26 protein-coding genes are annotated in these 25771 nt (G+C 64.2%); 8 read left to right on the top strand and 18 right to left on the bottom strand.

Annotated elements, in window-relative coordinates:
• Nucleotides 1-195 precede the first annotated feature (195 nt).
• The 12 genes from LRK53_RS17555 to LRK53_RS17610 form a co-directional block, all read right to left on the bottom strand.
• Entirely contained in the window at nucleotides 196-2388 is a 2193-nt protein-coding gene (locus LRK53_RS17555; protein WP_027493351.1) for a M3 family metallopeptidase, read from the bottom strand.
• A 138-nt stretch (nucleotides 2389-2526) separates the two neighbouring features.
• Entirely contained in the window at nucleotides 2527-2685 is a 159-nt protein-coding gene (locus LRK53_RS17560; protein ID WP_185754677.1) for a hypothetical protein, read from the bottom strand.
• Nucleotides 2686-2886: 201 nt separating this feature from the next.
• The gene (locus LRK53_RS17565; RefSeq protein WP_027493350.1) at nucleotides 2887-3390 is read right to left on the bottom strand and encodes a DUF2127 domain-containing protein; all 504 of its coding nucleotides are present in this window, start codon (nucleotides 3388-3390) and stop codon (nucleotides 2887-2889) included.
• Nucleotides 3391-3460: 70 nt separating this feature from the next.
• Nucleotides 3461-4168, bottom strand: coding sequence for an alpha/beta fold hydrolase (locus tag LRK53_RS17570; RefSeq protein ID WP_081666652.1), 708 nt, complete (start codon nucleotides 4166-4168; stop codon nucleotides 3461-3463).
• A gap of 241 nt (nucleotides 4169-4409) precedes the next feature.
• Nucleotides 4410-4862, bottom strand: coding sequence for an Hsp20/alpha crystallin family protein (locus LRK53_RS17575; RefSeq protein WP_027493348.1), 453 nt, complete (start codon nucleotides 4860-4862; stop codon nucleotides 4410-4412).
• 328 nt (nucleotides 4863-5190) lie between these two features.
• Nucleotides 5191-5742: a GNAT family N-acetyltransferase gene (locus LRK53_RS17580; RefSeq protein ID WP_051257613.1), complete on the bottom strand. Its 552-nt coding sequence runs from the start codon at nucleotides 5740-5742 to the stop codon at nucleotides 5191-5193.
• 141 nt (nucleotides 5743-5883) lie between these two features.
• Nucleotides 5884-6810, bottom strand: coding sequence for a M14 family metallopeptidase (locus LRK53_RS17585; RefSeq protein ID WP_027493347.1), 927 nt, complete (start codon nucleotides 6808-6810; stop codon nucleotides 5884-5886).
• A gap of 52 nt (nucleotides 6811-6862) precedes the next feature.
• Nucleotides 6863-8434 carry a glycoside hydrolase family 30 protein gene (locus tag LRK53_RS17590; protein WP_027493346.1) on the bottom strand — a complete coding sequence of 524 codons (1572 nt, stop codon included), beginning with the start codon at nucleotides 8432-8434 and terminating at the stop codon, nucleotides 6863-6865.
• Nucleotides 8435-8746: 312 nt separating this feature from the next.
• On the bottom strand, nucleotides 8747-9403 hold the full coding sequence (locus tag LRK53_RS17595) for a thiopurine S-methyltransferase (RefSeq protein WP_027493345.1): 657 nt from the start codon (nucleotides 9401-9403) through the stop codon (nucleotides 8747-8749).
• A gap of 131 nt (nucleotides 9404-9534) precedes the next feature.
• Entirely contained in the window at nucleotides 9535-10050 is a 516-nt protein-coding gene (locus tag LRK53_RS17600) for a DUF3016 domain-containing protein (RefSeq protein ID WP_027493344.1), read from the bottom strand.
• Nucleotides 10051-10247: 197 nt separating this feature from the next.
• On the bottom strand, nucleotides 10248-10865 hold the full coding sequence (locus LRK53_RS17605; protein WP_027493343.1) for an OmpH/Skp family outer membrane protein: 618 nt from the start codon (nucleotides 10863-10865) through the stop codon (nucleotides 10248-10250).
• A 197-nt stretch (nucleotides 10866-11062) separates the two neighbouring features.
• Nucleotides 11063-11413: an RNA polymerase sigma factor gene (locus LRK53_RS17610; RefSeq protein WP_235642414.1), complete on the bottom strand. Its 351-nt coding sequence runs from the start codon at nucleotides 11411-11413 to the stop codon at nucleotides 11063-11065.
• Nucleotides 11414-11675: 262 nt separating this feature from the next.
• Here LRK53_RS17610 and LRK53_RS17615 point away from each other — a divergent pair, with 262 nt between their 5' ends.
• The 5 genes from LRK53_RS17615 (at nucleotide 11676) to LRK53_RS17635 (ending at nucleotide 16185) form a co-directional block, all read left to right on the top strand.
• The gene (locus LRK53_RS17615) at nucleotides 11676-11984 is read left to right on the top strand and encodes a UBP-type zinc finger domain-containing protein (protein WP_039953919.1); all 309 of its coding nucleotides are present in this window, start codon (nucleotides 11676-11678) and stop codon (nucleotides 11982-11984) included.
• 17 nt (nucleotides 11985-12001) lie between these two features.
• Nucleotides 12002-13363, top strand: coding sequence for a GntR family transcriptional regulator (locus tag LRK53_RS17620; protein WP_235642415.1), 1362 nt, complete (start codon nucleotides 12002-12004; stop codon nucleotides 13361-13363).
• Between the two features lie 170 nt (nucleotides 13364-13533).
• On the top strand, nucleotides 13534-13683 hold the full coding sequence (locus LRK53_RS17625) for a benenodin family lasso peptide (protein ID WP_185754675.1): 150 nt from the start codon (nucleotides 13534-13536) through the stop codon (nucleotides 13681-13683).
• 49 nt (nucleotides 13684-13732) lie between these two features.
• Entirely contained in the window at nucleotides 13733-14419 is a 687-nt protein-coding gene (locus tag LRK53_RS17630; protein ID WP_027493340.1) for a lasso peptide biosynthesis B2 protein, read from the top strand.
• Nucleotides 14419-16185 (top strand): asparagine synthase-related protein, encoded by a 1767-nt coding sequence (locus LRK53_RS17635; RefSeq protein WP_027493339.1) that lies wholly within the window; start codon nucleotides 14419-14421, stop codon nucleotides 16183-16185. Before LRK53_RS17630 ends, LRK53_RS17635 begins: the two co-directional genes overlap by 1 nt.
• Here LRK53_RS17635 and LRK53_RS17640 read toward each other — a convergent pair.
• On the bottom strand, nucleotides 16152-18389 hold the full coding sequence (locus tag LRK53_RS17640) for an Atxe2 family lasso peptide isopeptidase (RefSeq protein ID WP_027493338.1): 2238 nt from the start codon (nucleotides 18387-18389) through the stop codon (nucleotides 16152-16154). The genes LRK53_RS17635 and LRK53_RS17640 overlap by 34 nt on opposite strands.
• Nucleotides 18390-18401: 12 nt before the next feature.
• Nucleotides 18402-20798, bottom strand: coding sequence for a TonB-dependent receptor plug domain-containing protein (locus LRK53_RS17645; RefSeq protein ID WP_027493337.1), 2397 nt, complete (start codon nucleotides 20796-20798; stop codon nucleotides 18402-18404).
• A 277-nt stretch (nucleotides 20799-21075) separates the two neighbouring features.
• Here LRK53_RS17645 and LRK53_RS17650 point away from each other — a divergent pair, with 277 nt between their 5' ends.
• Together LRK53_RS17650 and LRK53_RS17655 are read left to right on the top strand one after the other, a co-directional pair.
• Nucleotides 21076-21396 carry a helix-turn-helix domain-containing protein gene (locus LRK53_RS17650; protein ID WP_037090088.1) on the top strand — a complete coding sequence of 107 codons (321 nt, stop codon included), beginning with the start codon at nucleotides 21076-21078 and terminating at the stop codon, nucleotides 21394-21396.
• 257 nt (nucleotides 21397-21653) lie between these two features.
• The gene (locus tag LRK53_RS17655; protein WP_027493335.1) at nucleotides 21654-21938 is read left to right on the top strand and encodes a helix-turn-helix domain-containing protein; all 285 of its coding nucleotides are present in this window, start codon (nucleotides 21654-21656) and stop codon (nucleotides 21936-21938) included.
• 718 nt (nucleotides 21939-22656) lie between these two features.
• On the opposite strand, the gene LRK53_RS17660 is transcribed toward LRK53_RS17655, so the two are convergent.
• Nucleotides 22657-23295 (bottom strand): ATPase, encoded by a 639-nt coding sequence (locus tag LRK53_RS17660; RefSeq protein WP_027493334.1) that lies wholly within the window; start codon nucleotides 23293-23295, stop codon nucleotides 22657-22659.
• On the bottom strand, nucleotides 23292-23648 hold the full coding sequence (locus LRK53_RS17665) for a type II toxin-antitoxin system prevent-host-death family antitoxin (RefSeq protein ID WP_037090086.1): 357 nt from the start codon (nucleotides 23646-23648) through the stop codon (nucleotides 23292-23294). The genes LRK53_RS17660 and LRK53_RS17665 overlap by 4 nt, the downstream gene beginning before the upstream one ends.
• Nucleotides 23649-23738: 90 nt before the next feature.
• Here LRK53_RS17665 and LRK53_RS17670 point away from each other — a divergent pair, with 90 nt between their 5' ends.
• A complete protein-coding gene (locus tag LRK53_RS17670; protein WP_027493333.1) occupies nucleotides 23739-24062 on the top strand; it encodes a hypothetical protein in 324 nt (107 codons plus the stop codon).
• Between the two features lie 54 nt (nucleotides 24063-24116).
• On the opposite strand, the gene LRK53_RS17675 is transcribed toward LRK53_RS17670, so the two are convergent.
• Nucleotides 24117-24329: a DUF2798 domain-containing protein gene (locus tag LRK53_RS17675; protein WP_051257612.1), complete on the bottom strand. Its 213-nt coding sequence runs from the start codon at nucleotides 24327-24329 to the stop codon at nucleotides 24117-24119.
• 456 nt (nucleotides 24330-24785) lie between these two features.
• Nucleotides 24786-25694 (bottom strand): hypothetical protein, encoded by a 909-nt coding sequence (locus LRK53_RS17680; RefSeq protein WP_185754674.1) that lies wholly within the window; start codon nucleotides 25692-25694, stop codon nucleotides 24786-24788.
• Between the last annotated feature and the right edge of the window lie 77 nt (nucleotides 25695-25771).

A 25771-nucleotide genomic window follows, 5' to 3' on the forward strand; every position in this document is an offset into this window, starting at 1 on the left:
GCACGCAAACGACGAAGCAGCGGGGTGAAGGGCATCGTGCGTTTCCGGCGAAGACCTGGCGGCGGGCAACCGGCGCTGATGCTTGCGCCTGGATGGAGTCTACGGGAATCGGCACCTGCTCCTGTGCCTGGCATCACGCAAAAAAAACCGCCCGGGTCGCTCCGGGCGGTTTCGTTCCCAGCAGGCGCTACCGGCTCAGTCGAACGCACCATCCAGCCCTCGCCGCTTCAGCAGCGGCTTGATCTTCGGCTCCTGCCCGGTGAAGTCGCGGAACAGCTGCAGCGCGTCCTTGCTGCCGCCGCGCGACAGCAGGGCGGCGCGGAAGCGGTCGCCGTTGGCGCGGGTGAGGCCGCCGTTGGCCTTGATCCAGTCCACCGTGTTCGCGTCCAGCACCTCCGACCAGATGTAGGCGTAGTAGCCGGCCGCGTAGCCGCCCATGATGTGGCTGAAGTACGGCGTGCGGTAGCGCGGCGGCACCGGCGCGTAGTCGGTGCCGTTGGCCTTCAGCGCGGCGGCCTCGAACGCCATCACGCCGTTCGCTTCGGGGATCCTGTCCGCGCCGAGCTGGTGCCAGCTCTGGTCGAGCATCGCCGAGCCGAGGTACTCGGTGGTGGCGAAGCCCTGGTTGAACTTCGAGGTGGCCAGCACCTTGTCCAGCAGCGCCTTCGGCATCGGCGCGCCGGTCTGGTAGTGCCTGGCGTAGTTCGCCAGCACGCTCGGCCAGTCGGACCACATCTCGTTGACCTGCGACGGGAACTCCACGAAGTCGCGCGGCACGCTGGTGCCGCTGAAGTACGGGTACTGCACGTTCGAGAACATGCCGTGCAGCGCATGGCCGAACTCGTGGAACATCGTGGTCACCTCGTCCCAGGTCAGCAGGGTCGGGCCGCTGGCCGGTTTGGTGATGTTGAGGTGGTTGGCCACCACCGGCAGGTTGCCGGTGAGGCCCGACTGCTGCACGTAGGCGTTCATCCACGCGCCGCCGCGTTTGGACGGCCGCGCGTACATGTCGGCCAGGAAGATCGCCAGCTGGCTGCCGTCGGCGTTGTACACGTCGTACACCAGCACGTCGGGGTGGTAGACCGGCAGGTCGATGCGCTGCTTGAAGCTGAGCCCGTAGAGCTGGCCGGCGGCGTAGAACACGCCGTTCTCCAGCACGTTCTTCATCTCGAAGTACGGCTTGAGCTGGCTCTCGTCGAAGTCGTACTTCGCGGCGCGCACCTTCTCGGTGTAGTAGGCCCAGTCCCATGGTTCGAGCGCGAACGTCGGCTCGCCCTTCGCCGCCTGCTCCTTGTCGATCATCGCCTGGATCGCCGCGCCCTCGCGCTTCGCGTTCGCCACCGCCGGCGGCGCCAGGCGGGTCAGCATGGCGTTGACCGCCTCGGGCGTTTTCGCCGTCTCGTCGGCCAGCACGTAGGCGGCCCAGGTGGGATAGCCGAGCATGTTCGCCTTCTCGGCGCGCAGCTTCAGCACCTGCGACACGATCGCGGTGTTGTCGTACTGGTTGCCGCGGCTGCCGCGCGCGACCGACGCCTCGTGCAGGCGCTGGCGCAAGGCACGGTTCTGCAGCTGCGCTTCCGGCGGCTGGCCGGTGGTGTTGAGCAGCGCGATCAGGTATTTGCCGTCCAGGCCCTTCGCCTTCGCGGCGGCCGCGGCGGCGCCGATCTGCTCGTCGGTGAGGCCGGCCAGCTCTTCCTTGGTGTCGACCACCACCGCGGAATCGTTCACCTCGGCCAGCACGTTCTGGCTGAACGCGGTGCCCAGCTTCGCCAGCTCGCCGTTGATCTCCTTCAGGTGCGTCTTGTCGGCGTCGGACAGGTTGGCGCCGGCGCGCACGAAGTTGGTGTGGTAGCGCTCGATCAGGCGCACGCCCTCGGCATCCAGGCCCAGGCTGTCGCGCGTGTCGTACAGCTGCTGGATGCGCGCGAACAGCTGCGGGTTCAACGAAATCGCGTCGCGGTGCGCCGCCAGCTTCGGTGCGTACTGGGCCTGCAGCGCCTTGCGCGCATCGTTGATGTCCACCCCGACCAGGCTGAAGAACACAATCGAGGTGCGGGTGAGGGTCCGCCCGGACTTCTCCAGCGCGACGATGGTGTTGTCGAACGTGGGCGCCTCGGCGTTGCCGGCGATCGCCTGCACTTCCGTGAGCTGCTCGGCCATGCCGCGGTCGAAGGCGGGTGCGAAGTCGCTGTCCCTGATCTTGTCGAACGGCGGGTAGTGCAGCGGCAGCGGGCTCTCGCGGAACAGCGGATCGTCGGCATCGACGGCCAGCGTATCGGTCTGTGCCGGCGACGCGGCGGACTCGCTCTTGTCGCTGCCGGCGTCGGTGCAGGCGGCCATGGAGCCGGACAGGGCAATGGCCAGGGCCAGCGCGATGGGATGCTTCATCGGTACGGATCTCGTCGTGGGCTAAACCCCTGATCCTACCCAACACTCGCCGCTTTCATGCATGACTAAAGGCATGGTGTGCGGCGATTTGCCCTCGCCACCGCCTGCACAGGACGGCGTGCCGGCGCGTCCACCCCTTCAGCCGGCCAAGGCGACCGGAACCACCACCGCTGCATGAGCCGCGCCAGCCAGCTGCACCGCAGCCGGGGTGGCCGTCAGCATGGCGCCCATGACCAGCGCGCAGACGGCGAAGCAGACGACGAACAGGCCGGCCAGGATGTGGGATTCGAATTTCATGATGTGTCTCCGCGTGAATGAATGTTCCCTGTGATGCGGAGGGAGCAATCACCGTGCCAACCCACCATGAAGCGCGCAACGCCTTGCGCCGCCTGACTTGGACACACTCGCGCCCGGTGTCGGCGGGCTGTCCGCGGACAGCCGCCGCCGCACGCCCGGACAGCCGGACAGCCGGACAGCCCCGACGGCGAAGCGCGCCGGTCAGCCCGCCGCGCGCGACTTGCCGGCGGCATGCCGCAGCCGGCGGTACTCCACCACGGTGAGCGCGATGATCAGCAGGTCGAACAGGGTCAGCGCCACGAAGCCGAACGAGGGGCCGGCTACCGCCATGTGGTAGATCTGGTACGCGGCAAACGCCGCGGTCAGCCAGATCAGGCCCGGGTAAGCCCACAGCCTGCCGCGCAGGATCTCCACGATCACCACCAGTTTCGCCACACCGTGAGACAGCAGGTAGGCCGCCGCGAACAGCACCGAGCCCTGGTCGAACTGCGCGGCCCAATGCAGCACGTGCGTCGCAATGAAGTCAGTGGGGTCCTGGTTCAACTCCGGCGCAACCAGCGCGCCGATCCAGGCCTGCAGCCGCAGCGGACCGATCAGCAGCAGCCACAGCCCACCCACGACCTCGGCGATACCGTCGAGCCCCTTCAGCGCGAGGCCGACGGCGAAGGCCTTGTCGGACAGCGTTCGAACGCGCAAGCCGGTCATCGTCGTGCTCTCTCGTGGAGGTTGCGGAGGTCCGCGCCGCCCAACCGGCAGCGTCACCGGCGCCGACAGCTTACGCCGTCAGCCAGTCGCGCATCGCCCGGGTCACCGCCGCGGGTTGCTCCATCGGACTCATGTGGCCGCTGTCCTCCACCACCACCAGCCGCGCCTGCGGCATCAGCGCCGCCATCGCCTCGTGCAGCGCGGGCGGCGTGAGCACGTCCAGCCGGCCGCACAGCACCATGACCGGACACGTCAGGCTGCGCAACACCGCCTCGCCGTCCTCCCGCCGCATCGCGTTCTGGCGGATGAACACCTCGCGGCCCTGGCGCAAGGTCATCGCGTTGATTCGCTGCGCCAGCGCCGCATCGTGCAGCCGCGGCGGCGCCACGAAGCCCGGCAGCAGCTGTTCGGTCATGCCGCGGAATTTCCCGGGCAGGCTGACCGTGCGGTTGGCCGCCAGCCGCTGCGCGATGCGCTCGGGTGTATCGGCGTGGAACGAGGTATCGAGCAGCGCCAGCCGCGCAATGCGCGGCGGCGCCTGGCGCGCGATCTCCTGCGCCACGTAGCCGCCGAACGAGAAGCCGGCCAGCGCGAAGCGCGGCGGCGCCGCGGCCAGCACTTGCCGCGCCAGCGCGGCGATGCTGTCGGCGTGGCCGAGGTCGGCCACCGTGCACTCGGCGAGGTCGGCCAGTCCGGTCAGCTGGTCGCGCCACAGGTCCTCATCACACAGGAACCCCGGAAGCAGCCACAGCGGCTGCCGATGGTCGACCATGATCATGTCCGCCGGTCAAAAGGAAGACATTATCGGCCACCCCTGGTGGATGAAGCCGTTCTTCGTCTTGCCGGTGACCGTGCTCACGGCCCGAACCCGCTGGCGCGACGATCCTCGCCGTCACCGCGACAGGGCGGGTTGTCCGGCCACACGCGTCATGCGGCCGTGCCGCCGCCCCCGGGCAACGCATCGGCATGCCGACCGTTGCCCGGGCCGCGCAGCGGCGCCGTGCAACGGCCCGGTCGACTCAGCTGACCTTGACCTTGTGCGCGCTGCCGTTCGCCTTCTTCGGCAGGCTCAAGGTGAGTACGCCGTTGTCGTAACGAGCGTCCGCCTTGCTGTCGTCGATGTCGCTGGGCAAGGTGAAGGCGCGATAGACGCTGCCGTAGTAGCGCTCGGTGTACAGGTCCCTCCGGCTATCCCCTTTCTTCGTGGTCTCGCGTTTCACTTCGGCGCTGATCGCGACCTGGTTGCCATCGATCGAGATCTGGATGTCGTCCTTGCTGGCGCCGGGCATCTCGGCCTTGACCAGAAACGACTTGTCGTCCTCGGAGACGTCCAGGCGCATGTCCGGCGCCGCCGCCTCCAGTTCGCGCCAGGGCGCGCGCGGACGCAGGCCGCGAAACATGTCCTCGAAGGTGACCAGCGGATCGAAACCGGTCACCGCCTTGACGGGATTCCAGCGTGCAATGCTTGACATGGGCTGATTCCTCGACGCACAAAACGCCCGCTTCAGCCCCCTCACGGAAGCCGGGCCAACCCGCTTCACGCGCACGACCAGTGCGCATGAAGCGGCACCGCTCTTGAGCGTACTCCTCGTCAAGCCGGCAGTATTGATCATGGTCAACTCGAACCCTGCCGCCGTGCGGCACGACGGCGGCCACGCGAACCCGTTCGGCTTCACCTTGCGCATACATCGCCGAGGAACGGCGAAGGTCTTGCCCGCAAACCGGTGGGCGGCTTGCTGCCGCACCGGAGCCCGGGCCCGTGGAGCACGGGCTCGTCATGACGGCGACAGCGATCGGGAGCTACTCCCCTTCGGCGGCGATGCCAGCACGGGCTATGCCGCGCCACGTTGCCAGCGGCGTGTCGCCAGCGACGTCGAGCGCCTGCAGCGAGACGGCCTTGCGGCCATCGTGCAGCGATTGCCGCCCGACCTCGCGAAAACCCAAGCTGGCGTGGAAGCGCGCGGACACGGGGTTGGGCGGCTCGACGTCGAACTCGCAGGCGAGCAGCGGCACCGCATCGCGTGCCGCCTGCGCGTACAGCTCGCGGTACAGCGCCCTGCCGGCGCCGCGTGCTTGCGCGTCGCCGGCCACCACCACGCGGTCCACGTACAGGAAACGCGGATAGCGCTGCGCGAACCAGCGGTAGTTCGGACTGTCGTAGTCCGCGCCCTCGCGCAAGGCGAGCAGGAACGCCTCGACCCGCCCCGCCCGCTCGATCACCCGGTGCAGCGCCGCCTGCGCATGCAGCCGCGCCAGCCGCGCGTGGTCGAGCGGACTCAGCACCGCCACGAACGCCGCGTTGAGGGCGAGGATGGCGGGAAAATCGGCGGCAACAGCGTTGCGCAATGTCATCGTGAAGAGGTGCCCGGCGCGAGGAAATCATGGAGTCCGGCAGTACCCAGGCCCTTGAAAGCACAACCACGGGATTTCCGCCTGAGCAGCCTTCGGCCGTCTAAGCGCCTCGCGGAAATGACGAGCAAGATCGCAGCACCCTCAGGCGGGCCGATGCGCCAGCACGTAGTCGATCGCCGCACACACCGCTGCCGCCTGCGCGGCGTTGCACTGTTCGGGCGTGGCGCGTGGGCTGTCGGGGTAGACCTCGGTGGTGGTCTTGTACGGCGCCGCAGTGATGCCGGCGCACAGGCCCAGCCTGCCGTAGTCGTACTCGATCACGCCGCGCGCCACCACCGGCGAGCCGATGATGGTGCCGTCCGGATCGGCCGGCGCGATGTGGGTGACCTTCGCCACCGCGGCGATCACCGCCTGCTGGAACGCGGGCTGCGGATTGGCGCTGTCCGCACAGAGATAGAAGCCATCGGGAATGGTGCCCGGTTCGTACGGCTTGCCGTCGCGCGCGGCCAGCGCCGGGCGGAACTCGCTCTCGTCGCTGTCGGTGGTCTCGTGCAGGTCGATGTGCACCCGCGCGCGCGCGCGCCACGGCGCGACCAGGCGCATCAGCGCCGCCGATTCCTGCGCCGGGCTGTGCTCGCGGAACGAGCGGTTCGGGTCGAGCGCGTCCGGATTCCAGCGGTGGATGCGCTCGTAGCCCCACGGGCTCACGCACGGCACCACCAGCAGGTTGGCCCGCCCCGCATAGTCCGCCGCATGCCGTTCGACGAACTGCAGCGCGCCGTGCACGCCGCTGGTCTCGTAGCCGTGCACGCCGCCGGTCACCAGCGCCACCGGCAGTTCATCGCGCCAGCCGCGGCTCCTGATCGCGAACAGCGGATAGCTGCCGGAGGGATAGTCGAGCCGGCCGTACTCCGTCACGTCGAAGCGTGCGCGCAAGGCCTCGATCATGCTCGCCACCTCCGCCGCGTAGCTGCGCTGCACGCGCTGGAGCGATCGCCAGGCCGCCACCTCCGCGTCGCCCCAGGGACGTCCGGGTATGCCGATCGGGTAGAAGGCCGGGTTGGTCATCGCGCTGCTCGCTTCGCTGTGGCTAGGGGAGCGCAGCACTGTAGCACCGGGCTCAACCGCCGACCTCGCGCGAGGTTGCGGCCGCAGCGGCAGTGGCCGGCGACGGCGCCGCCGCCGCGGGCGGACGGGCGCTGGCCGGCCGCCATTCGAAGGTGGCCACGCTTTGCGCCGGCAGGGTGTAAGCGAAGCGGGTCCGGCCCTGCGCCACGGTGACGCGGCGCGGCTGCGCATCGCCGTTGACCATCACCAGCACCACCGACCCGCCGGAGGCGTTCTGGAACGCCACGTTGGCAACGTCCTTGCTCGTGTCGGTGGATCGCACCCGCACCGCGCCGGGCAGCACGAAGCGGCTGAAGTGCGCGAACGCGTAGTACTCGTCGTTGCGGCTCACCTCGCCGGTGCGCGAGTCGATCAGCACCACGCCCTTGCACAGGTCGCAGCCGCCGAAATGCGGGCCATGCTGCTCGTCCAGCGCCAGGTTCCAGTACACGATGCCGCGCGCCCACTGCCGCAGCCCGACTAGCATCAGGTCGCGCGTGAACCACAGCAGCTCGCCGTTCCTGGCCGACTCCCAGTCGCCGCCGGAACACTCGGTGATGTAGGTGTCCTTGTCCGGGAACGCGCGATGCACCTGGCCCTGCGCATACGGGCTGCCGCTGTAGCAGTGCCAGGCGATGCCGTCGATATAGGGCCTGGCGTCGAGGTCGCCCAGCACGCTCAGCGGCTGCTCCGGCTGGTCCCAGTTGTGGTCCCAGCCGAGGATGAGCGTCTTCGGGGTGCGCAGCGCCAGCGCCGGCCCGAGGTACTGCGCGATGATGCGCGAGCGCGTGGCCGGCGGCATTTCCATGCCCGGGTAGGTCAGCGGCACGAAGGACGGTTCGTTCTGCAGGGTCAGCGCAAAGATCGGGATGCCGTAGCTGCGGTAGGTGTCGACGTACTTGACCAGGTAGTCCGCATAGGTGCTTTCGTACTGCTCCAGCAAGGCGCCGCCGATCAGGTTCGCGCTGGTCTTCATCCATGCCGGCGCGCTCCAGGGCGAGGCGATGACGCGCAGCTGCGGGTTGATCGCCAGGATCTCGCGCATGGTCGGCATCACATCCTGCAGGTTCGCCGCCACGTTGAAGTGCAGCAACTGCGGGTCGGTGTCGCCGGCGGGCAGGTCGTCCAGGGTGTAGGGCTGCAGCGAGAAATCCGAGGCGCCGATGGTCAGCCGCGCCATGCTGAGGTTGAGCGCGGGCGGCGGCCCGAACAATTCGTGCAGCAACGCGGCACGCTGCGGCGCGTTCAGCCGGTTCTGCAGCAACCACGCCGACGAATCGGTCAGCGCCGCGCCGAAGCCGACGATGGACTGGTACTTGCGGTCGATGTCGATGACCACGTCGGCGGGCGACGGCTCGCCGGTGCCAGCCTCGATGTCAGGCTGCCGTGCCAGCAGCAGTCGGCGGTCCGCCGTGCTCAGCCACAGCCTGACCGCGGCCTCCGGCGGCGGCGGCGCCAGGATCACCTCGCCCACCACCGCGAAATGCACGCGCCGCGGCACCAGCGCCCACAGGGCCAGCAGGGTGATCAACGCGAGGGATGCAACGGCCAGCCAGCCGGGAACACCGTTGCGCTCACCCGTCATGCGCGCAAATCCCCTCGACCCCATGGCGGTTCACTGGCAACAACCCTTCAATCACAAAGCCCCCTGGCTGCGCATGACAGATCGGCGGGGAGTACGGCGAAAGCGGCGTCGCTCAGACTCGCATCGCGCGGCCACTCCGTCTGCCCGGCACATCCAGCGCGAGCACCAGCCGACCAACCCGGCCAAGCCGGTGGAGGCAGTCTGCCATTGTTTCGGCTACGGCGCCGCCCCCTGAAGGCCGCGCCGCCGCAAACGCGGAACCCGGTCCCGTTTTTCCTGCCGGCGACGACGCGCGGCAAGTCCGGCGCAGCGCTAGCGCTGCGCCAGCCGGTACGCCACCGTCTCCAGCGCGCTCACCCCTCCGGCGGCGAAGCCCGGCTGCTGCGCGAGGACGTCGGCGCGCTCCAGCGTCGTCACCGTCCAGTCGCGGCCATACAGCTCTCGCACTTCGGCTTCCGGCACCGGGAACGGCGGGCCCTGCATCTCGTGCGGCGGATACTCCAGGGTGACCAGCAGGCCGCGGCAGCCGGCGGGCAGGCGCGCATACAGCTCATGCACGTAACGGCGGCGCAGCTCCGGCGGCAGGGCGATCAGCGCCGCGCGGTCGTAGACCGCCGCACAGTCGGCCAGGGCTGCCGCATCCAGATCGAACACGTCGCCGCAGATCAGCTCGATCTCGCCGGCCACGTGGTGCCGGCCGAGGCGGGAGTCATGCACCTGCGGGGTCAGGCCGTGCTCGTCGAAGAACTGCTGCACCGCCAGCGGTGACAACTCCACGCCCAGCACGCGATGTCCCTGCCCCGCCAGCCACAGCAGATCCAGCGACTTGCCGGCCAGCGGCACGAACACCCGGCTGCCCGCGCCCAGCGCCAGCGCCGGCCAATGCCTGAGCAGCAGCGGCGTCGGCGCGGCCTGGTGGAAACCGGTGCGGCCCTCGCGCCAGCGCTGCAACCAGAACTCGGGTTCCATGGGAATCTCCTGTCGACAAGTGGGCGAGCCGGCCGGCCATCGTGCGGGCCGGCCAGCGGCGAAGCGAAGCATGCACGACCTTTGAGTCGGCCTGCCGCGGAGGTACCGGCGCGAATCCGCCGGATGGCCGTCTAAAGACTACCGGTGCCCCGGCGCAGCCAGAGATCGATCAGGGACTTCTCGTAGCGCAATGAGTCCTGGTCGACCGGCGAGCTGCTGCTCAGGAAGGCCGCGTTGCGCAACTTGCGCTGGCCCTGGCGCAGCACCTTGCCGTCGGCGCCGTACAGGGTGAAGTTGAGGTCGATGCGCGGCGGATAGATGTCCTTGACGATGCGCACGTCGTTGAAGTCGGGACCGCGCCAGGGTTCGTAGGCGCCGGCCCGGACCACGTCGGTCACCTCGATCTCCAGCCGCTGGCCCGGCGCCAGGATGCGCGAGGCGCGCTGGGCGATGTACGCCTTGAGCGGCGCCAGGTAGGCGTCGGGGTTGACCAGATGCACGCCGAGGCTGCGCGTCGCCTCGGTGAAGTGCTGCGAGTCCTTGTAGCGCACGCTCACGTTGTCCGGCGTGGTCGCGGCCTGCGCGACGGCGGCCGCGAGGGCAAGGCAGGCAAGGCACAGCAGGCGCAGCAGCGGGGAAGATTTCATGACGGCTCTCCCGGAACGGGTCGGGCGGCCGCAACGGATGGTTGTCGCGGCCGTGGCGCAGCGGGCATCAGTATACGTCCGGGCAAACGCGGGGCGGGAAACGCTGTTGCGGACGATTCTCTGCCCGGTTCTCGCCGCCGGTCGCTGGCCGATGCCGGCCAGCACACGCAACCCGTCTCGCCCACCACATCCCGGATTTACTTGCCGGTATTCGCGGGCGCCGGCGCCGGCTCGAGGTTGAAGTTGAGCGTGGTGGTCTTGCCATCCAGGCCGCGCACCACGTCGCTGGTGAGGTCGTTGGTGGCGTTGCCGCCGAGCACGGCGTCGCGGTTCAGCAGCAGGCCGCAGTGGTGGCTGGTGTAGGAGCTGGCGATGACCGGCTGGGCCTGCTCGCCGATCTGCTGCATGACCTTGACGCGGGTGAGCTGGATGCGCTCGCCGAGCTGGTTCACCTGCGCCTGGTAGCCCTGCATGCGCTGCTGCAGGGCCTGGCCCTGCTGCTGGCGCTGCGCTTCGGTGAGCGACGAAGCCTTCTGCTGGAAGGCCTGAACGTCGGTATCCAGCGGCTTGCGCTGGTTCTCCAGCAGCGTCTGCTGCTGCGTCGCCAGCTGTTTCAGCCGCTCGCTGGCCGCCTGCCCCACCTTGGACTGCGCGAACACCGCCTCGCGCGAAAGCATGCACACGCCCGGCACCGGATCGCCTTCGAGCGCATGGGCGGCAGGCGCGGCGACGGTCTGCGCCGGCGTCACGGGGGCGAAAGAAAGCCCGGCGGCAGCGGCCAGCGCGACAGTAAACAGAGAACGATGCAGGTTCATGGGGAGGTATCCGATGGTCAGTCTGGGAGTTCCGCGAGCCTCGACGGCGCGCAGAGAAGCCACCAGCCTACTCGCAGCGGGTTGCCGGAATGGAGCGGCGCCTAATTCCCCCTGGGCCGATGCAGTTGGCTGATCGCGCCGGGCAGGATCCATCCGAGTGACATTGGTGCGTGCCTCCCTGGCCTGGTCGGCTTGCTTCATGACATGCGAGGAAGTGAACCTGGCCCCGTTATCGCTTCGTCCTCGGCCGAACCTTGCGGCGCTTCCAGTTCCGGCAGCACCTGCGCGATATCCACACCACGCCCGTACCGCTTCTGCAGCACGGCGTGCTCCTTGACGAGGTTGGACGCGACGGTGAACAGGTAGGCTTCGGGATTGGCGATGTTGCCGCTCTCGCCGCTATCGATTCGCAGCAGACGCACATAAACCTCCTGGGCCAGATCCTGCGCATCCCAGGGATGCGCCATCCGACGCCGGAAAAAGCCGGCGAGCGCGGCCTGGTGCGTGGCGAACATTCGCGCCCAGAATGTGCGGTTGTCGGGCTTCACGTCCCCTCTCAGGTCGGCAGCCGTATAGCGACGCCTACACTATAAAGAGGGCCGTGGCGGATTATCGGGTACCGTTATTTTCACCAAGAGCATGCTGGTAGAAACCAGGAGCATGGCTGGGCATCGGAGAAGCTCATCTGCGTCATCGTGGCCACCGCTCGTTTGGACGTCTAACTGTAGCGGGCTTGTTCAGAGTTTCCCCAAGCAAGTGCCATTCGAACCTGACCCTTTTTGCCTTTTCCCAGGTGACAGGAGAACTTCCATGAGTAATGAGTGTTCGCATGTCAACATGATCCGCGACGTGGTGCCCAGCGCACGGGGTTGCGAGGAATGCCTGAAGATCGGTTCGCCGTGGGTCCACCTGCGGCTGTGTCGCATCTGTGGCCACGTCGGCTGCTGCGATTCCTCACCGCATCGCCACGCCACCAGGCATTTCCACGCGACCGGCCATCCCATCATCGAGGCCTATGACCCGCCCGAAGGCTGGGGTTGGTGTTACGTCGACGAAGTCACGCTGGATTTGTCCGATCGCATGACGCCGCAACGCGGACCCATCCCGCGGTTCGTCTGATCATCCGCGAGCAGTGAATGACGATGAAGGCGGTCATTCTGGATGACACACGCAAGATCGTCGTCCGGTATGTGCCGGACGCGGAGATGCGCGAAACCATCGACGTGCTGCTGCGCATCACCTCGATCGCGATTTGGGGGAAATTGTCCCTGACACGAATAGCACTGGTCGTCGTAGCCGAAATCCTGACTCATGATGCCGTCGATGCCGTTGCTAAGGCCGACGAGCCGGTTGGCGGCATCGTAGCTGAAGCCCAGGTTCTCCACCGCCGGCGCGTAGATGCCGGTCAACCGGCCGTCCGTGTCGTAGCTGAGCGTATTGCTCAGCCCGTTGCTCGCCGTCCAGCCGACCAGCGCGCTATCCATCGGTCGCCAGGTCACAGCGCTCGCGGCAGTGAGCTGGGTGCTGCCAATCGTGAAGGTGATGCCGGATACCGCACCATTGGTATAGCTGTGAATCGCCTGATGGCCGTCGGGATAGGTCACCGCTGCGAGATGACCCACGGCGTCACAACCGTAGCCCAAGGAGTAGGTAGTGCCGTTGATCGAGAAACCGCGTCCCGCGATTCAGCTCTCGGGCGTGTGGGTGTAGGCCGTCGCGCCGGTGGCATCGCTATCTACCCCTCGACACTGCTCTGGAAGAACAAGCGCGTGCCTATCGACCCCAGCGGCGAAATGGTGACCCGGGTTTCGGCACGCAACATCTTGCGTTGTGATGCAATAACTTTCGTGCTAAAAGCGGGTCCGGAGGTCCTCCGGATGGATTCCAAGAGTGCATTCGTGTACGGACAGGTCAGGCGCGCCCTGCAGTCGGGACGCTACGCACCTGGGCAGCGGATCGATCCGGCCCGGCTCGCCGCAGAGTTCAATACCAGCCCCACACCGGTTCGATTCGCGCTGTACCGCATGGTCGGCGAAGGCACGGTCGCCGACCATGCCCGCGACGGACTGCACGTGCCGTTACTCAACGAGGTCGCATTGCGCAACCTCTACGACTGGATGGAGCGACTGTTGCTGATGGCATGCGATATCGGCGAGGTGCCGACATTCCAGAAGGTCGAAAAACCGGAGTCCGTGACCGCCGACGACGATCTGGTGAAGCTGACGTGGCAGCTGTTCGATGCGATCGCCCGCGCGACAGCCCACGAACCCCTGCACCATGCGGTGAAGCGAGCCAACGACCGGCTGGCACCGATACGACGGGCCAAACAGGAATTGCTTGAGCACACAGGCGAAGAACTTTCGCAGTTGAGCCGGCACTGGCTCATGCGCGACATGCCCTCCCTGAAGTCCGCACTGCGCGACTATCACGAGCGCCGCAAGCAGCTCGTCCCGTGCATCGTGGCCCTGCTCAGCGACCGCAGCAATCACCTCCACTAGCGCGCATCAGCCGAAGAAGCGTCGAAGCAGAGTCCGTCATGACAAGGACGGCCATCACGCCCCCGGATAATTATCGGATAACAACGCAATAATCATTTGAAAATCAAAATCTCCGCCTCCTACGCTGCTTGCGTCATGGGACTGCCATGACGCGAACGTAGGAGATCGAGATGGATACGAACGAGAACATCTGCAGCAATACGCAGGACGATGTCATCGAGCTCGGCATCGCCAGTGTCGAGACCAAGGGTGGCAGTGGCCCGATCGAACCGAGTGGCGGACCCGGCCTGCCGTTGATCCCGGGGATTTCCGAGGAGTAATCGCTTCGGGGCGCGCACCGTGGTGCGCGCCCTACTCGAGGAACGGACGATGCACTATCGCCTCAGGGAAAATCTCTCGTGCTGTGACGTCGACGGACACCTGATTTTTCTCGACGTTGCGCAAGATCGGTACTTCAAGCTGACTGGCACCCTTGAGAGGGCCATGCGACGCTTCCAGGTACATGAAGATATCGCCCCCACGCTAGTGGAGGGTCTTGCAGCCGCACAGATACTGGTCGAGGCGCCGAACCCAAAAACACGTGCTGCAAGAGCGAGCATCCTGCGCCCGACTTGCAGTGCGATCGAGCAACCCATCACGTTTGCCAGTCAACGGATCAGTATGGCCATCGTCGTCGAAGTTATGGCTATCGTCTGGTCGACCCGTCGCCATTTGAAGACTCGCACACTCAAAACGAATCTCGACGAAGCCAGCGCCTACCGCAACAGAAAAACATGCGTACGCGGAGACGCTACGCCCGCCGCTGATGAAGGCAAGCTGCTCCAGGCAAGCGGGCAATTCGCTCGTGCGCGCCGCTATGCGCCTATCGAGCCAATCTGCCTCCTGGATTCCTTGTCCATGCTCCGGTTCCTTTCGCGGCGGGGGCTGTCGGCAAACATCGTTTTCGGCGTGACACCGGAACCCTTCGCAGCACATTGCTGGATACAAGCCGGCGACATGGTCCTGAATGAAACACTCTTCGACACTCATGCATACACCCCCATCAGGCTGGTCTGATGAAATACCGTTACATCATCCTGCTCGGCGGAAGATTGAACCGGAATGCCGACTACATGCCACAGCTGGGCACGCTCCTGCGCGCTGCGGGAATGACCTGCAAGCTTGAATCAGCGTCGGTCAGGGTCTTCGCTTCCACAGATGTCCCTACCCTTGCGATACCCGGGCACGGTCTGCTTATTGGCCAAGTTTTCGCCAAAGACGGCCAGCCCATCTCACAACCTCTGGATATCGATGGTTCGGCACGCGAACTCACCAGGCGCCTGCTGCAAGACACTTGGGGCAACTATGTCGCCATTTTTGGCGACCGCGACAATATCTCGGCGATCACTCTGCTACGCGATCCTTCTGGCGCCGTGCCCTGCGTCTATTCGCTCGCCGATGGCGAAGGCTTCATCACTTCGGACATCAGCCTCGCAGTCGATCTGGGGCTCTATCGCAGGGAGGTAAACTGGCAGGCCATCGCACACGGCCTCACCTTTCCCTACCTCAAGACGGCGCGTACGGCACTGCAGCGCGTCAGTGAATTGCTTCCAGGCTGCGTGCTGACCTGTCTGGGAAGGGATGTTTCGGTTCGCTCCGCATGGTCGCCCTGGCGCTTCGTGGAAAAGGGCGTCCGGCACGAGGATCATCGTGTAGCAGCCGAAGATGTCGGAGCCGCCGTATCCAGCGCGGTCAAGTCTTTATCCACGGGTGACGATAGGTTTTTGGTCGAGCTGTCGGGCGGACTGGATTCCTCCATCGTTGCCATATGTCTGCGCCATGCTTTGCTGCGTGCCACTTTCTGCACGCTGGTCATGCCCGTGGCCGGAACCGACGAGCGCTCATACGCCCGGCTGGTAACGGAAGCATTGGGGCAGGGACTCTTCTCGGTGGAAATCGGGTTCGACAATGTCCACCTCGAATTTCCCGTGCCCCGCTCGTCCGTCTTGCCCACGATCGGAATGCTACAACACGTCATCAACGGTGCATGGGAAGCCGCGGGCAACCGATATGGCGTGGACGGCTTCTTCTCGGGTGCCGGTGGCGATACCGTCTTCTGCTACCTGAAGACCGCCGCACCTGCCGCCGACGCGTTCCTGGAACGTGGCGTCAGAGCAGGCATTGCTGCCATCGGGAACCTCGCCACCCTTCACCGATGTACGGTCTTCAAGGCCGGCCGATTGACGCTCAAGAAAGTGGTGCGTCGGCCACGTGCGACCTGGAAAGAAGATCGCACACTGCTAAACCCCGCCTGCGCGGCACCAACCTCGGAGCATCATCCCTGGATGGATGCACCATCGAGTGCACTGCCCGGCGATCACGAGAAAATTCATGACCTTATCGGGAATCAGCTATTCAGGGATGCCGGGCTACGCGGCCTGGAGCGCTCCATGCACTTTCCATTGCTGTCTCAACCGGTCATGGAGGCATGCCTCAAAGTACCATCCTGGATGTGGATCGCCGACGGTCGAAATCGCGCCATCGCCCGCCAAGCCTTTGCCGACCGCCTGCCGCAAGCCATTCTCGATCGACGCAGCAAAGGCTCGTACACAGGACACATGGCGGGTGTCTATACGCGTAACAAACGGAAGATTCGCGAGTTCCTTGAGGAAGGACAGCTCTGCGCACATGACCTGCTCGACCGCCCTGCCCTGGCGAATTTCTTCGCCAAGGAGCTCACCTCCAGAGACCTGTCGTTTCTTCGCATCTTCGACCTGTGTGCAGTCGAGAACTGGACACGTCAACAAAGTCACGGGCCATCGTGGGCGCTCACGCCAAAATGATGTTTTGCAGCCTTCTCCATTTCGCGCCAGATGCGATATTGCCCTGCTTTTTCCGGACTTGGGTCCTCATACCCCTGCAGCCAGAAGCGGAACCAATCGACGTTGCGTTCGTACACTGCCAGCTTATGTCGCGGCTGGTATTTGATATGTGTCTCGTACGGGAATACGTACATATCAGCCTGATGTCTACGCATCAACGGTATCGCATAGTCCAAGGTATCCAGGTATTCCTTCTCGGGAACCTGGAACAGGATCGGTGCCTTGATTCTGTCGAACTGATATGCGGGCGAGATTTCTTTCCATCGCTCAGGCGTTTCGTTCGGCGTGCCGAGCTGCCAAAATTTCCTAAAACTGGAACGAAAGGAATCTCGCAAGCTATTGAACAGATAATAGGTCGGCGTCACCAAGCCACTGCTGACAGACGCGGCGCTCACCACATCCGAATGTGCCAGCGTCCACATCGTCACCTCGCTGCCGTGGCTGAGTCCGCCCATGCCGACACGCGTTCGATCGATGCGCCCTTCTGCGGACAGACGCTTCACGACACTCTCGACGGCCGCGGGTCCCTGATTGTCATTGGCAACGGCATCGAGGTTAGCCCCTGGGAGCTCGTTGATACACAAAGCCGAGATCCCATCCTCGGCCAAGGTGGTAAGCGGCCATTCGTCACCTTTCCCCCCACGCAGAAAGCCTTCACAGGTATAGAACGTCACGAACAACGGCGGCGGATGGCCGGCACTCGCTCCCCGCACTTCGAAAAGCTGGCCGGTGAACTCTCGTCCCTGCGCATCCTTCCAGCGGATCGGTTTTGCCGGCACCGTAGCCGCGATATCCGCGTCCAAGCCCTTGTTGGGTGCGAACAGGATTCGCCGGCGCCCGCTCTTCACATCGATCGCCTCGAGACGTGGCGGATGATCGGCTTCGGCAGCCACACACACCAGTGTGTCGGACGACAGCGCACAAGGGATATCCCAGAAGCGCTGGCTTCCACTGACAAGCCCCTGCGAAAGCACGATCGGCCGCACCTTGCCCGTTACGACATTCCATCCGTAAATGAACTGGGCATGCCCCATGCCATAATCAGCAATCGTGAAAAGGACCTCGTCGCTCCCGGATCGCCACTGGATATCCGTGATGTTCTTGTGGCGGCATAGCTCGGCCGTACAGTAGATCGGTTGCGACGCATGCCTGTCCGCCAGCATGGTGAGCTCGACATACCGACTTTCAAACAGCCCCTTGTCCTTGTGTCCAGGCAATAGCACCGCGATGCGTCCATCGTCTGGATGCTGGGTTATCTGGTAGCGCTGCGGTCGCAGCGCATTCCAGATCTTGACGGGCGCCACCGGCAAATCGGGCGAAAGATCGGCCGGCGTCAGCCGGAGCGCCGGATGCTCCGATGTGAGCAGATCCCGGGTTGTCATCGTTGCCAGATCGACGGCCTTCCAGCGGTCTGGCACCTCTTCCAGCAAGGGCCCGATTGCGGTCCACCCCTCTACTCCGGGTATCGCCAAGTACCGTCGCGTAGTCGGTCGCCCATTGAGTACACTCTGTCGAAACAGTCCGTCGTCAATATTCACCGTGTCATCGATGCGGATGCCGCGATCGTATTCGGAATCTTCCGCAGCGATAACCTCTTCCCGTGTCGCGCCGACGCTGTACATCAGTTTTCGGCCATCTCTGCTCAGCGTGAAATCCCGCACGTCCGCCGGATCTGCCGTCACCGCACGAGCTCCGGAGCCGTCCGCTGCCGCACGCCAGACAGCGACGCGGCCATTGAAGAGCGCGCGGTAGTAGATCCATTTTCCGTCCGGCGGCCAGACTGCCGGCGATGGGAGCACGGTTCCGTTGACGTACTGGAGCAACGGCATGCCCCCATCCGCGACGCGGAGCGGCGGAGCTTTCCCATCCACGCCCTGTACATACCAAGTAGTGTCGTACGTGTTGCGCTCGACCGAAGCACGCTCAGACCGGAAAGCCACGTACCGTCCATCGGGCGAGATCGCTGGATTGCCCAGATCGGTCACCTCCAGCAGGCGCCGCGGTGGAATCGTTTCCGCGTGTAGCGATCCTACGACGGCCATCCCCAGCACCGCGAATGCGAGTACCGAAGCCCAATGCACGGGGCGTTTTCGGGTTTTTGAGGCATATACACGCATACGTACCATCGCGGCCACGCACGGGGCCGGTTGACGAAAAAGCTTCATGTCTGTCTCCCCCTACCAGTGCTTGGAAACCGAAACGCTGACGAAGCGTCCGATCGCGGAGTAATTGGTGGCGTCGTACGGCACGGCGGTTGCCACAGGTGCGCTATAACGTGGAGGTGCGCGATTCAGCAGGTTCTGCACCGACAGCCCGAGCGACACTCCCGAGAGAGCATTAGCACGCTCGCCGATGTCGTAATTGATCGTGGTGTCCAGCGTGGTGAACGAAGCAGTTTTCTCTGCCACCAGCGCGAAGCGGTTATTCACACCGCTGGTGTAATTGACGAAGCCGGACGCGCTGAAGCCTCCCGATACCCAAACCGCCCCGATGCGCCCATTGAGCCTGGCCGGATTGAAGACGGTACCGGCGAGTGCATGTTTGGGCTGCCCAGCACTGGTCGTCTGCGTACTGTCGAGCCAGCTGGCCGATCCGCGCACCGTTAGCCGGCTATCGCCGAGATCGAAGCGGTACGAGCCCGACAAGTCGATGCCCTTGATCCGTTGCCGTGCCGCATTCACATATTGGTCGCGGATGATCGCCACCACGTTACCCGGGTCATAGGCAGCACCGGAGAGGTTGTAGAACGCGCTGCCGTAGACCGCGAGAAGATTCTGTATTTGCGCCGGCGTCGGCGACCGGTCCACGAAATCCGCATAGGCCGGGTTGCTCAGCGCCTGTAGATAGTTGACCGGTTCGATCACCCGATCGGTGTAGTCGATGTCGAATCGGGTGAGCTCCGCCTCCAGCCCCGGCAGCGCTTCCGGATGCAAGGCCAACGAGGCTGTCCAGATTCGTGCCCGCTCGGCGTGCAGATCGGCGTTGCCGCCATAGGACATCAGTGCGGTGGCATCGGCGGGACTGCCACTCGCACCCACTGCGGAGGCGCTCCAGAGAAAAGCGATCTTGTTCTGGTACCGCTGCAGCAACGTAGGTGCCTTGAACGACTTTCCCCAAGAGGCCTTGAGTGTGAAGTCGGCGGTCGGGTCGTAGATTAGGCCGAATTTCGGCGTGGTCACCCGGCCAAAACTGGCGTAGTCCTCGCCACGCATCGCTGCACTGAATTCCAGCCGGTGGACGCCCGGAACACCCGAGGAAGGCGAGACGAACGGAAGACCCAACTCGGCGTAGGCGAACCGGGCACGTTCGTCGCCACCGTAGGGGCTGCCGGAGACACTCGGCACATACTGGAATTTATCCTTCCGCGACCCGGCTCCAACGGCAAGCCGCGCGTCCCCTCCCCCCACCGAAAACAGAGGGCCTTCGGCACCCACCTCCCAGGAACGGCTTTCGTTGCAATAGCAGGTATCGGTAACCAGCCTGTTCCTCGCCGCCGACACCAGATGGCGCGCATCGACGTTCTCGTCCTTGCCATATGTCCCGCCCAGAGTGAGGGTCCAGTCATGGCGAAGAAAGAACGCGATGCTCGGCGACACCAGCGTGATCGACGTCTCCGGGCTGTAGCGGTAGTACGAACCCTTCTGACTGACATATCGGGTCATGTTGCGCTCGGTTCTGAGCACATCGAGTCGCAGCTCGGCCACGTCGTCCATCGACTGGTGCACGCTGACAAGGCCGCTGCGCGAATCGCTGGCGTCGTAGATCGTATACGGCTCGATCAGGTGCCGGGTATAGCTGCGCTGGCTGGCATGGATGGCATCGGCATCGACGTCCTTGAACGTTGCGATCAATCCACCGCTCGGCCAGGTGGTGCCGGCGGTCGCGTTGTACTCGCGTGTCGCCAATCCGCCATCGGTCGCACCACCATAGCGTGCGCCCAAGGCTACCCCATCGAAGTCGGACCTCAGGATCACGTTGGCCACACCACCCACCGCATCCGAGCCATACACCGCCGATGCACCGTCCGGGATGATCTCCATGCGCTCGACCGCCGCCACGGGGATGGCACTGATGTCAACCGCTTGGGAGAACCCGTCATAGGCCAGGCGGCGCCCGTTGAGCAGGGTCAACGATGCATCGGCGCCAAGCCCGCGCAGGTTCAACGAAGAGCCACCGGTGAGATCCTGGTTGCCGACGCCGCTGGCAGCGCCGATCACGCCCGGGTTTTGCCCTCCATTGAAGTTCTGCGGCACGCTGCGGATCACCTCGCCTAGATCGGTGAAACCTTCCTGCCGGATTTGCTCGCTGCCGATGGTGATGACTGGCGACGGCGAGCTGCCGCCGCGGATGCGCGTACCGGTGACGGTCACGGTCTGCAGGTTGGTTGCTGCTGGCGTCGCGGACTTGTCGGCCGGTTTTTTTGGTTGCGTCTTGGCCGGAGCCTTGGTCACCGGCGCCCTACCCTGCGCGGCGGTGTCTGTCGTGGCGTCTTGGGCAACGGCCCACCCGTTAGCGCCGGCAGCGGCCGCGAACAAGACGATGGAAATGGCGTTGCGTAGCGTGTTTGTCTTCATGCTGCGTCCCTTGCTTTCCCCTGATTGGCGCCTTGCCAGTTGCTGCCTAATCACAGGCTTGGATCGCGCTTCTCAGCGCGTACAAGCCTGCCGCCAGCTAAGCCGCCATGTCTGTCTTCACCCCTCACTGGCTCCGGCTGGATTGCATTTGCACCGGATCGCCAGCAAAAAGCCCCATTGCTACGATAAACGTAGCTTCGTTAACACTACGTTTTACGTAGTATCAATGTCAAGCGCCCGTCGGGAAGCTGCTGCATATCGAAACTGATATGCGCTTATGACCGAGAAGTGCCCGGCAACCATCTACGGCCGTCGCCTACGCGAGGCACGGAAGAGCTATGGCTTCTCTCAAGCCCAGCTGGGGGTAGCGGCGAGACTTGATCAGTCCGTTGCGAGCAGCCGCGTCAGCCGCTACGAGACTGGCAAGCACGAGGTGAAGCTTGGACTGCAGAAACTGTTCGCCAGGGCCTTGGCACTGCCTCTGAAATATTTCTACGTCGAGGACGACGAGGAAGCACGACTGATCGCGGAAGCTTCGCGCAGCGACAAGCCGGCCAAGCTGAAAGAAGCGGCCGAGAGAAAGCTGAAGGGAAAGTAGGGCCGCCATCGGGAGCAGGCCCTCGCCATCGCTGTCGACGCATGCCCATGCGTAAACGACGTGCTTGAGAAGTAAGACCGCCATGCGATCGGGCGGCCATCCTCCCTGTAGCCATTATGCCCACTTGACCAGACGCGCCCCAGGACATCCCAGTGGAGCTCCTCAGCGGGCCAGAAGATAATTACGTTTAACGTAGTATCGCATACGCACATGTATCAGGAAGCTTCCCTACATGGAAGCTCAAGACACATGCACCCGTGGCTGAGAAGGGCCCGCTCCCCGTATATAGTCGTCGGCTGCGCGAGGCACGCGAAGCCCTCGACATCTCACAACGCACCCTGGGCATCAAGGCCGGCTTGGACGAATTCGTCGCCAGCACGCGTGTCAACCGTTACGAAACAGGCGTACACCAGCCCGACCTGCAGACCCTGCAACGCCTTGCGACGGTCCTCAAGCTGCCGGTGGCCTACTTCTATGCCGAAGATGACGAACTTGCGCAGCTGATTGCCAATTTCAAGGGGCGAAGCAAGGGCAGGCGCTGATCGGAAGCTGCCAAGCAGATGTGCAATCGCTCCCCATAGATAATCCGTACGCCCGGCCGAACGTAACTTGTGACTTGCCTGCCTGGTTACCGCGGTGGATCCCATGCCCTCGAAGTCACCGCCTCCCGCTACTCAAAGCTGGGGATGTCGCTATGGCCAAGGTACGAGTTGGGGACGTCCAAACCGGGCGCCTCGACAGCAAGCAAGTCGAACCTAGGGACCGCGCCCCTTTCGACTTTATTCCCCCTGCACGTCATACGAACGGCATGTCTACCCACATTCGCGCAGGGCTGCTTCGATCAGTGGCCTGGCCCCGTCGGGCGTCGCCTCGATGGCGGCAACCGTGTCCGGGAAAAGGCCCTCCCCTTCAGGTAGGGGCAGGGCCAGGATCAGCACCGGGCCCGCAATCTGCAGTCGAACGGGGTCAGGTTCACTTTAGCCAGGAAGTGAACCTGACCCCGTTAGCCGCGCAACGTCCCCCGTTGACCCGCCGCTGATCGCAGCACACGGTTTGGACACGATTGCCACCGTGTGCTGTCGCCACGGCCGATTCCTACCGCCGCGAACTGACCATTGTCCTGACCGGCGGCGAAGCCCTCCACCTTGAGCGAATTGTCAGATTGAACCAGAACGGGCGCTGGTTCGCTTAATCGATAGCTAGGAAATGAACTTGACCCCGTTATCGTACGAGTTTGACGGCCCCCTTTAGCTCGCGTGTCTACCCCCATTCGCTCAAGGCCACCTCGACCAGCGGCCTGGCCCAATCGGGCGTCGCCTCGACGGCTGCGGCCGTGTCCGGGAAAAAGATCGTCCCCCCGCACATGGCCAGGACCGGCACCGGATCCGCGATCGCTCCTCCCGATGGCGCTTCTGCGCTGTTGTCGTAGACCGCCAATGACGACAGGCGGGGGAGCAACGCGATCAAGTTCACCAAGGACGATTCGTACCGCTCGCGGATCTTGTCTTCGGGAATGTCGTGGCCGCCTGAAGCGACGCGAGCCCTCACGCGTGCGATGTGCAGTTCCGGCGAGGCCAGGCCGCAGTACCAGATCGCAACGTCGTGCGTGACAGCCGCCGCCGCGATCTTCGCAGGAACGGTGCGGCCTCCCAAGGTGGTCTCGAAAGCGTAGCTCGTACGGTTCGCGATGGCCTCGTCGAGATATCGCATGCCTTCGCCCCATGCAATGGCGTTGGCCTCTTCCTGGCTGCATCCGGTGGCTTCCCGGTACTCACGCGCGAACGTGTCGGGGTTGAACCAGGGCATCCCGGCCACGTCGAGCAGATGCCGGCCGCCAATGGAACTCTTGCCGGCACCGTTCACGCCGGCCAGCACATAAAGAACAGGGCGCCCGCTCAATACGAGCCCCCGGCCTTGACCTTGCCATGCAGCTTCACGGGCTTCTTCGCGGCGACCAGCAACTTCGCCGCCGCTCCCGGCGCCTTCAGCGCCTTCAGCCGTTCATCGAAGCGCTCCCGCAGGGCCTCCAGTGTTGCCTGGTCCCTACCCCTGGCTTTGTCCAAGGCCTGGACGATCGCTTCGTACTCGCGCGCCGACAGGATGACCGCCTCAGGCGCATCATGATTGGTCACCACGAGGCGCCCGCTCTTCTGGACATCGCGCATCACGCCGCGCCAGCCAAGCTTCTTCACGTCGGACGCCGGGGTCTTCGGCAAGGCATCGATCGCATCGGATTTTGCGGCAAAGGACATGGGGGATCTCCTGCGTCAGTCTTGGCCCATAGTACCCAAAATGGTCCAAATAGGTCATTTATGCCGAGGCACCATGCTCGGGCAAGGGCCTTGACTATTGATGGCTTCAGGGCGGCCCCGCAATTCAAGCGGGCCTGGCAGTTGCCCATCAGCACCAACGCCTTGGTGTTGTACTTGTCGCACATCATCGAGCCGGGCGGAAAGGTCAGCGTCTCGGCGCTGGTCGACTCGGCAGTTACGCCGGCATCAACTTTTTTTTGCGCCCAACGCCTCACAGGCCGTGCGCTTCTCGGCGACCAGCTTGCGGGTCGCCTCATCCATCTCCGGATCGGATCGTGGATCAGTCCGACGTTCTTCATGTGCATGTGCTGCCCCACCACCGAGCCAATCTCGGCGACGATGCCGGGCATGTAGACGCCGCCGGCCTTGAAATAGCCAACTGAGCAGGGTCAGTTTGAGGTGGCCCCGTTATCGATCTTCCTGATCCTTGCGCACGATCAGCGCGACGATGCGCTGGGTCACAGGCATCAACATCACCATCGCCGGAAATGCGATCGCCCACGACACCATCCAGGATTTCATCCAGCTCTTCAGGAAGAACACACTCAGCGATTCCACGGCGATCCATGTACTGATCCCAGCGACCGCGAAGGTCATCAGGAATGTCAGGATCAGCGGCATAACGTACCTGCCGTAGTGCGAAGGGAGTCTTCTTGGCTTCATGATGCCGCTGGGCATTGATTATGCTGGTGGATGCTCGGCATTGCCGGTTAATGAGCTTCCGAAAATTGCCATTGTACGGCTCGGCTCCAAGAACGGGGTCAAGAACGGGGTCAGGTTCACTTCCAAGAGCTAGATAAGTGAACCTGACCCTGTCAGCCCGGCCGAAGTCGGGCCAGTTCGATCACCAGAAATCTAGAGCGAGAGCTGCGATGTCAAGGTGTTTCGCAGAAAGCAACGCGAAGATGCTCACATCCGCCGACGTCCGATTTGGGCCGGAAGCGGATCTACCGAGTGCGTATGCAACGACGTTCAGCTTTTATGACTATTTCGCAAGCCAAGCGCGCACGCAAGGCGCTGTCGATCGGCGGGGACTGCCATGGCGCGACAATCATTAGCCACCGCCGGTCGTCCATCTCAGGTCCCTGCAGGCTGTGGGAGCAGATGCTCGAGCTCGAGCAACATCGCGTCGCACTCTGCAGCCGACCGTTCAACCTCCCTGTCCAGCGTCAGCTGTAAGCGCTCGCCGCGTGCCTCGGCCTCTACGCCGAAAAGGTCGAGCTTGTCTAGTGAGTATGTGACCAGCACAGTGACGATACCCGTTACGGAACCGACGATTACGGCCGTCGCTGCGCCGGCGACGAAGCCTAGGCCTAACACTTGTAGCTGCTGGATGATCAGCTCCTCCAGCACGATGCCGCCAATGACAATACCGCCAGCGAACGCCACCTTCGTCGCCGCGTGAGCCGCCTCGGCAAAGGTTGTTCCTTCCGGCCGCATCACCAGCGTCTTCACCGCGCGCACCAGGGACATGAATCCCTCGCGGATCATTCGTACGGCGCGGGCCTGGGTGGTCACTAAGACATTCACCAGCACAGTGACGAGATTTGACAGGAAACCAGCCAGAGCGCCCTGCGCTGCAGCGCTCAGCACCTTCTTCCAGCTCTTGGCAACACGCATCCCGATGTTCTTCAGCCGCTGGCCCAGCATCAGGCTGCTACGCCCAGACTTGTGCCAATCTCGGATCTCATCGATAGCAGCAAGGAAGAACTCGGACAGAGCGGTGCCAATAGCCTGCTGAAACGCCATGCGCTTGGCTTCGTTGATGCTGGTCTTGGCGACGTTTTTCGCGAACTTCTTGCTGCGGTAGTACTTCTTGTTGATCGAGCCGTTGATTGCCTCGTCAGAGCGCGCCTGCGCCTCCCGGACCTTCTCGTGATCGACCTCTTCAAGTTGCTGCAGATTTTTGAGGTGGCGCTCCTCTTTCTCCGTACGCTGCCCCTTTGAGCGGAGCTCCTCCAAGAACGGGGTCAGGTTCACTTCCAAGAGGTAAGTATCCCCCGGCAAAGCCGGGGGCTTTAGTTGTGTGAGCCGCTCAAAGCGGCTTGGGCGGGGTCGCTAAC

This window comes from Rhodanobacter thiooxydans, from assembly GCF_021545845.1.
In the GTDB taxonomy this organism is placed as follows: domain Bacteria; phylum Pseudomonadota; class Gammaproteobacteria; order Xanthomonadales; family Rhodanobacteraceae; genus Rhodanobacter.

Bases quoted from the DNA above. Each gene is read 5' to 3' on its own strand.
- LRK53_RS17555 (WP_027493351.1), bottom strand. From the start codon at position 2,388: ATGAAGCATCCCATCGCGCTGGCCCTGGCCATTGCCCTGTCCGGCTCC.
- LRK53_RS17560 (WP_185754677.1), bottom strand. From the start codon at position 2,685: ATGAAATTCGAATCCCACATCCTGGCCGGCCTGTTCGTCGTCTGCTTC.
- LRK53_RS17565 (WP_027493350.1), bottom strand. From the start codon at position 3,390: ATGACCGGCTTGCGCGTTCGAACGCTGTCCGACAAGGCCTTCGCCGTC.
- LRK53_RS17570 (WP_081666652.1), bottom strand. From the start codon at position 4,168: ATGATCATGGTCGACCATCGGCAGCCGCTGTGGCTGCTTCCGGGGTTC.
- LRK53_RS17575 (WP_027493348.1), bottom strand. From the start codon at position 4,862: ATGTCAAGCATTGCACGCTGGAATCCCGTCAAGGCGGTGACCGGTTTC.
- LRK53_RS17580 (WP_051257613.1), bottom strand. From the start codon at position 5,742: ATGACATTGCGCAACGCTGTTGCCGCCGATTTTCCCGCCATCCTCGCC.
- LRK53_RS17585 (WP_027493347.1), bottom strand. From the start codon at position 6,810: ATGACCAACCCGGCCTTCTACCCGATCGGCATACCCGGACGTCCCTGG.
- LRK53_RS17590 (WP_027493346.1), bottom strand. From the start codon at position 8,434: ATGACGGGTGAGCGCAACGGTGTTCCCGGCTGGCTGGCCGTTGCATCC.
- LRK53_RS17595 (WP_027493345.1), bottom strand. From the start codon at position 9,403: ATGGAACCCGAGTTCTGGTTGCAGCGCTGGCGCGAGGGCCGCACCGGT.
- LRK53_RS17600 (WP_027493344.1), bottom strand. From the start codon at position 10,050: ATGAAATCTTCCCCGCTGCTGCGCCTGCTGTGCCTTGCCTGCCTTGCC.
- LRK53_RS17605 (WP_027493343.1), bottom strand. From the start codon at position 10,865: ATGAACCTGCATCGTTCTCTGTTTACTGTCGCGCTGGCCGCTGCCGCC.
- LRK53_RS17615 (WP_039953919.1), top strand. From the start codon at position 11,676: ATGAGTAATGAGTGTTCGCATGTCAACATGATCCGCGACGTGGTGCCC.
- LRK53_RS17620 (WP_235642415.1), top strand. From the start codon at position 12,002: ATGACGATGAAGGCGGTCATTCTGGATGACACACGCAAGATCGTCGTC.
- LRK53_RS17625 (WP_185754675.1), top strand. From the start codon at position 13,534: ATGGATACGAACGAGAACATCTGCAGCAATACGCAGGACGATGTCATC.
- LRK53_RS17630 (WP_027493340.1), top strand. From the start codon at position 13,733: ATGCACTATCGCCTCAGGGAAAATCTCTCGTGCTGTGACGTCGACGGA.
- LRK53_RS17635 (WP_027493339.1), top strand. From the start codon at position 14,419: ATGAAATACCGTTACATCATCCTGCTCGGCGGAAGATTGAACCGGAAT.
- LRK53_RS17640 (WP_027493338.1), bottom strand. From the start codon at position 18,389: ATGAAGCTTTTTCGTCAACCGGCCCCGTGCGTGGCCGCGATGGTACGT.
- LRK53_RS17645 (WP_027493337.1), bottom strand. From the start codon at position 20,798: ATGAAGACAAACACGCTACGCAACGCCATTTCCATCGTCTTGTTCGCG.
- LRK53_RS17650 (WP_037090088.1), top strand. From the start codon at position 21,076: ATGACCGAGAAGTGCCCGGCAACCATCTACGGCCGTCGCCTACGCGAG.
- LRK53_RS17665 (WP_037090086.1), bottom strand. From the start codon at position 23,648: ATGTCCTTTGCCGCAAAATCCGATGCGATCGATGCCTTGCCGAAGACC.
- LRK53_RS17675 (WP_051257612.1), bottom strand. From the start codon at position 24,329: ATGCCGCTGATCCTGACATTCCTGATGACCTTCGCGGTCGCTGGGATC.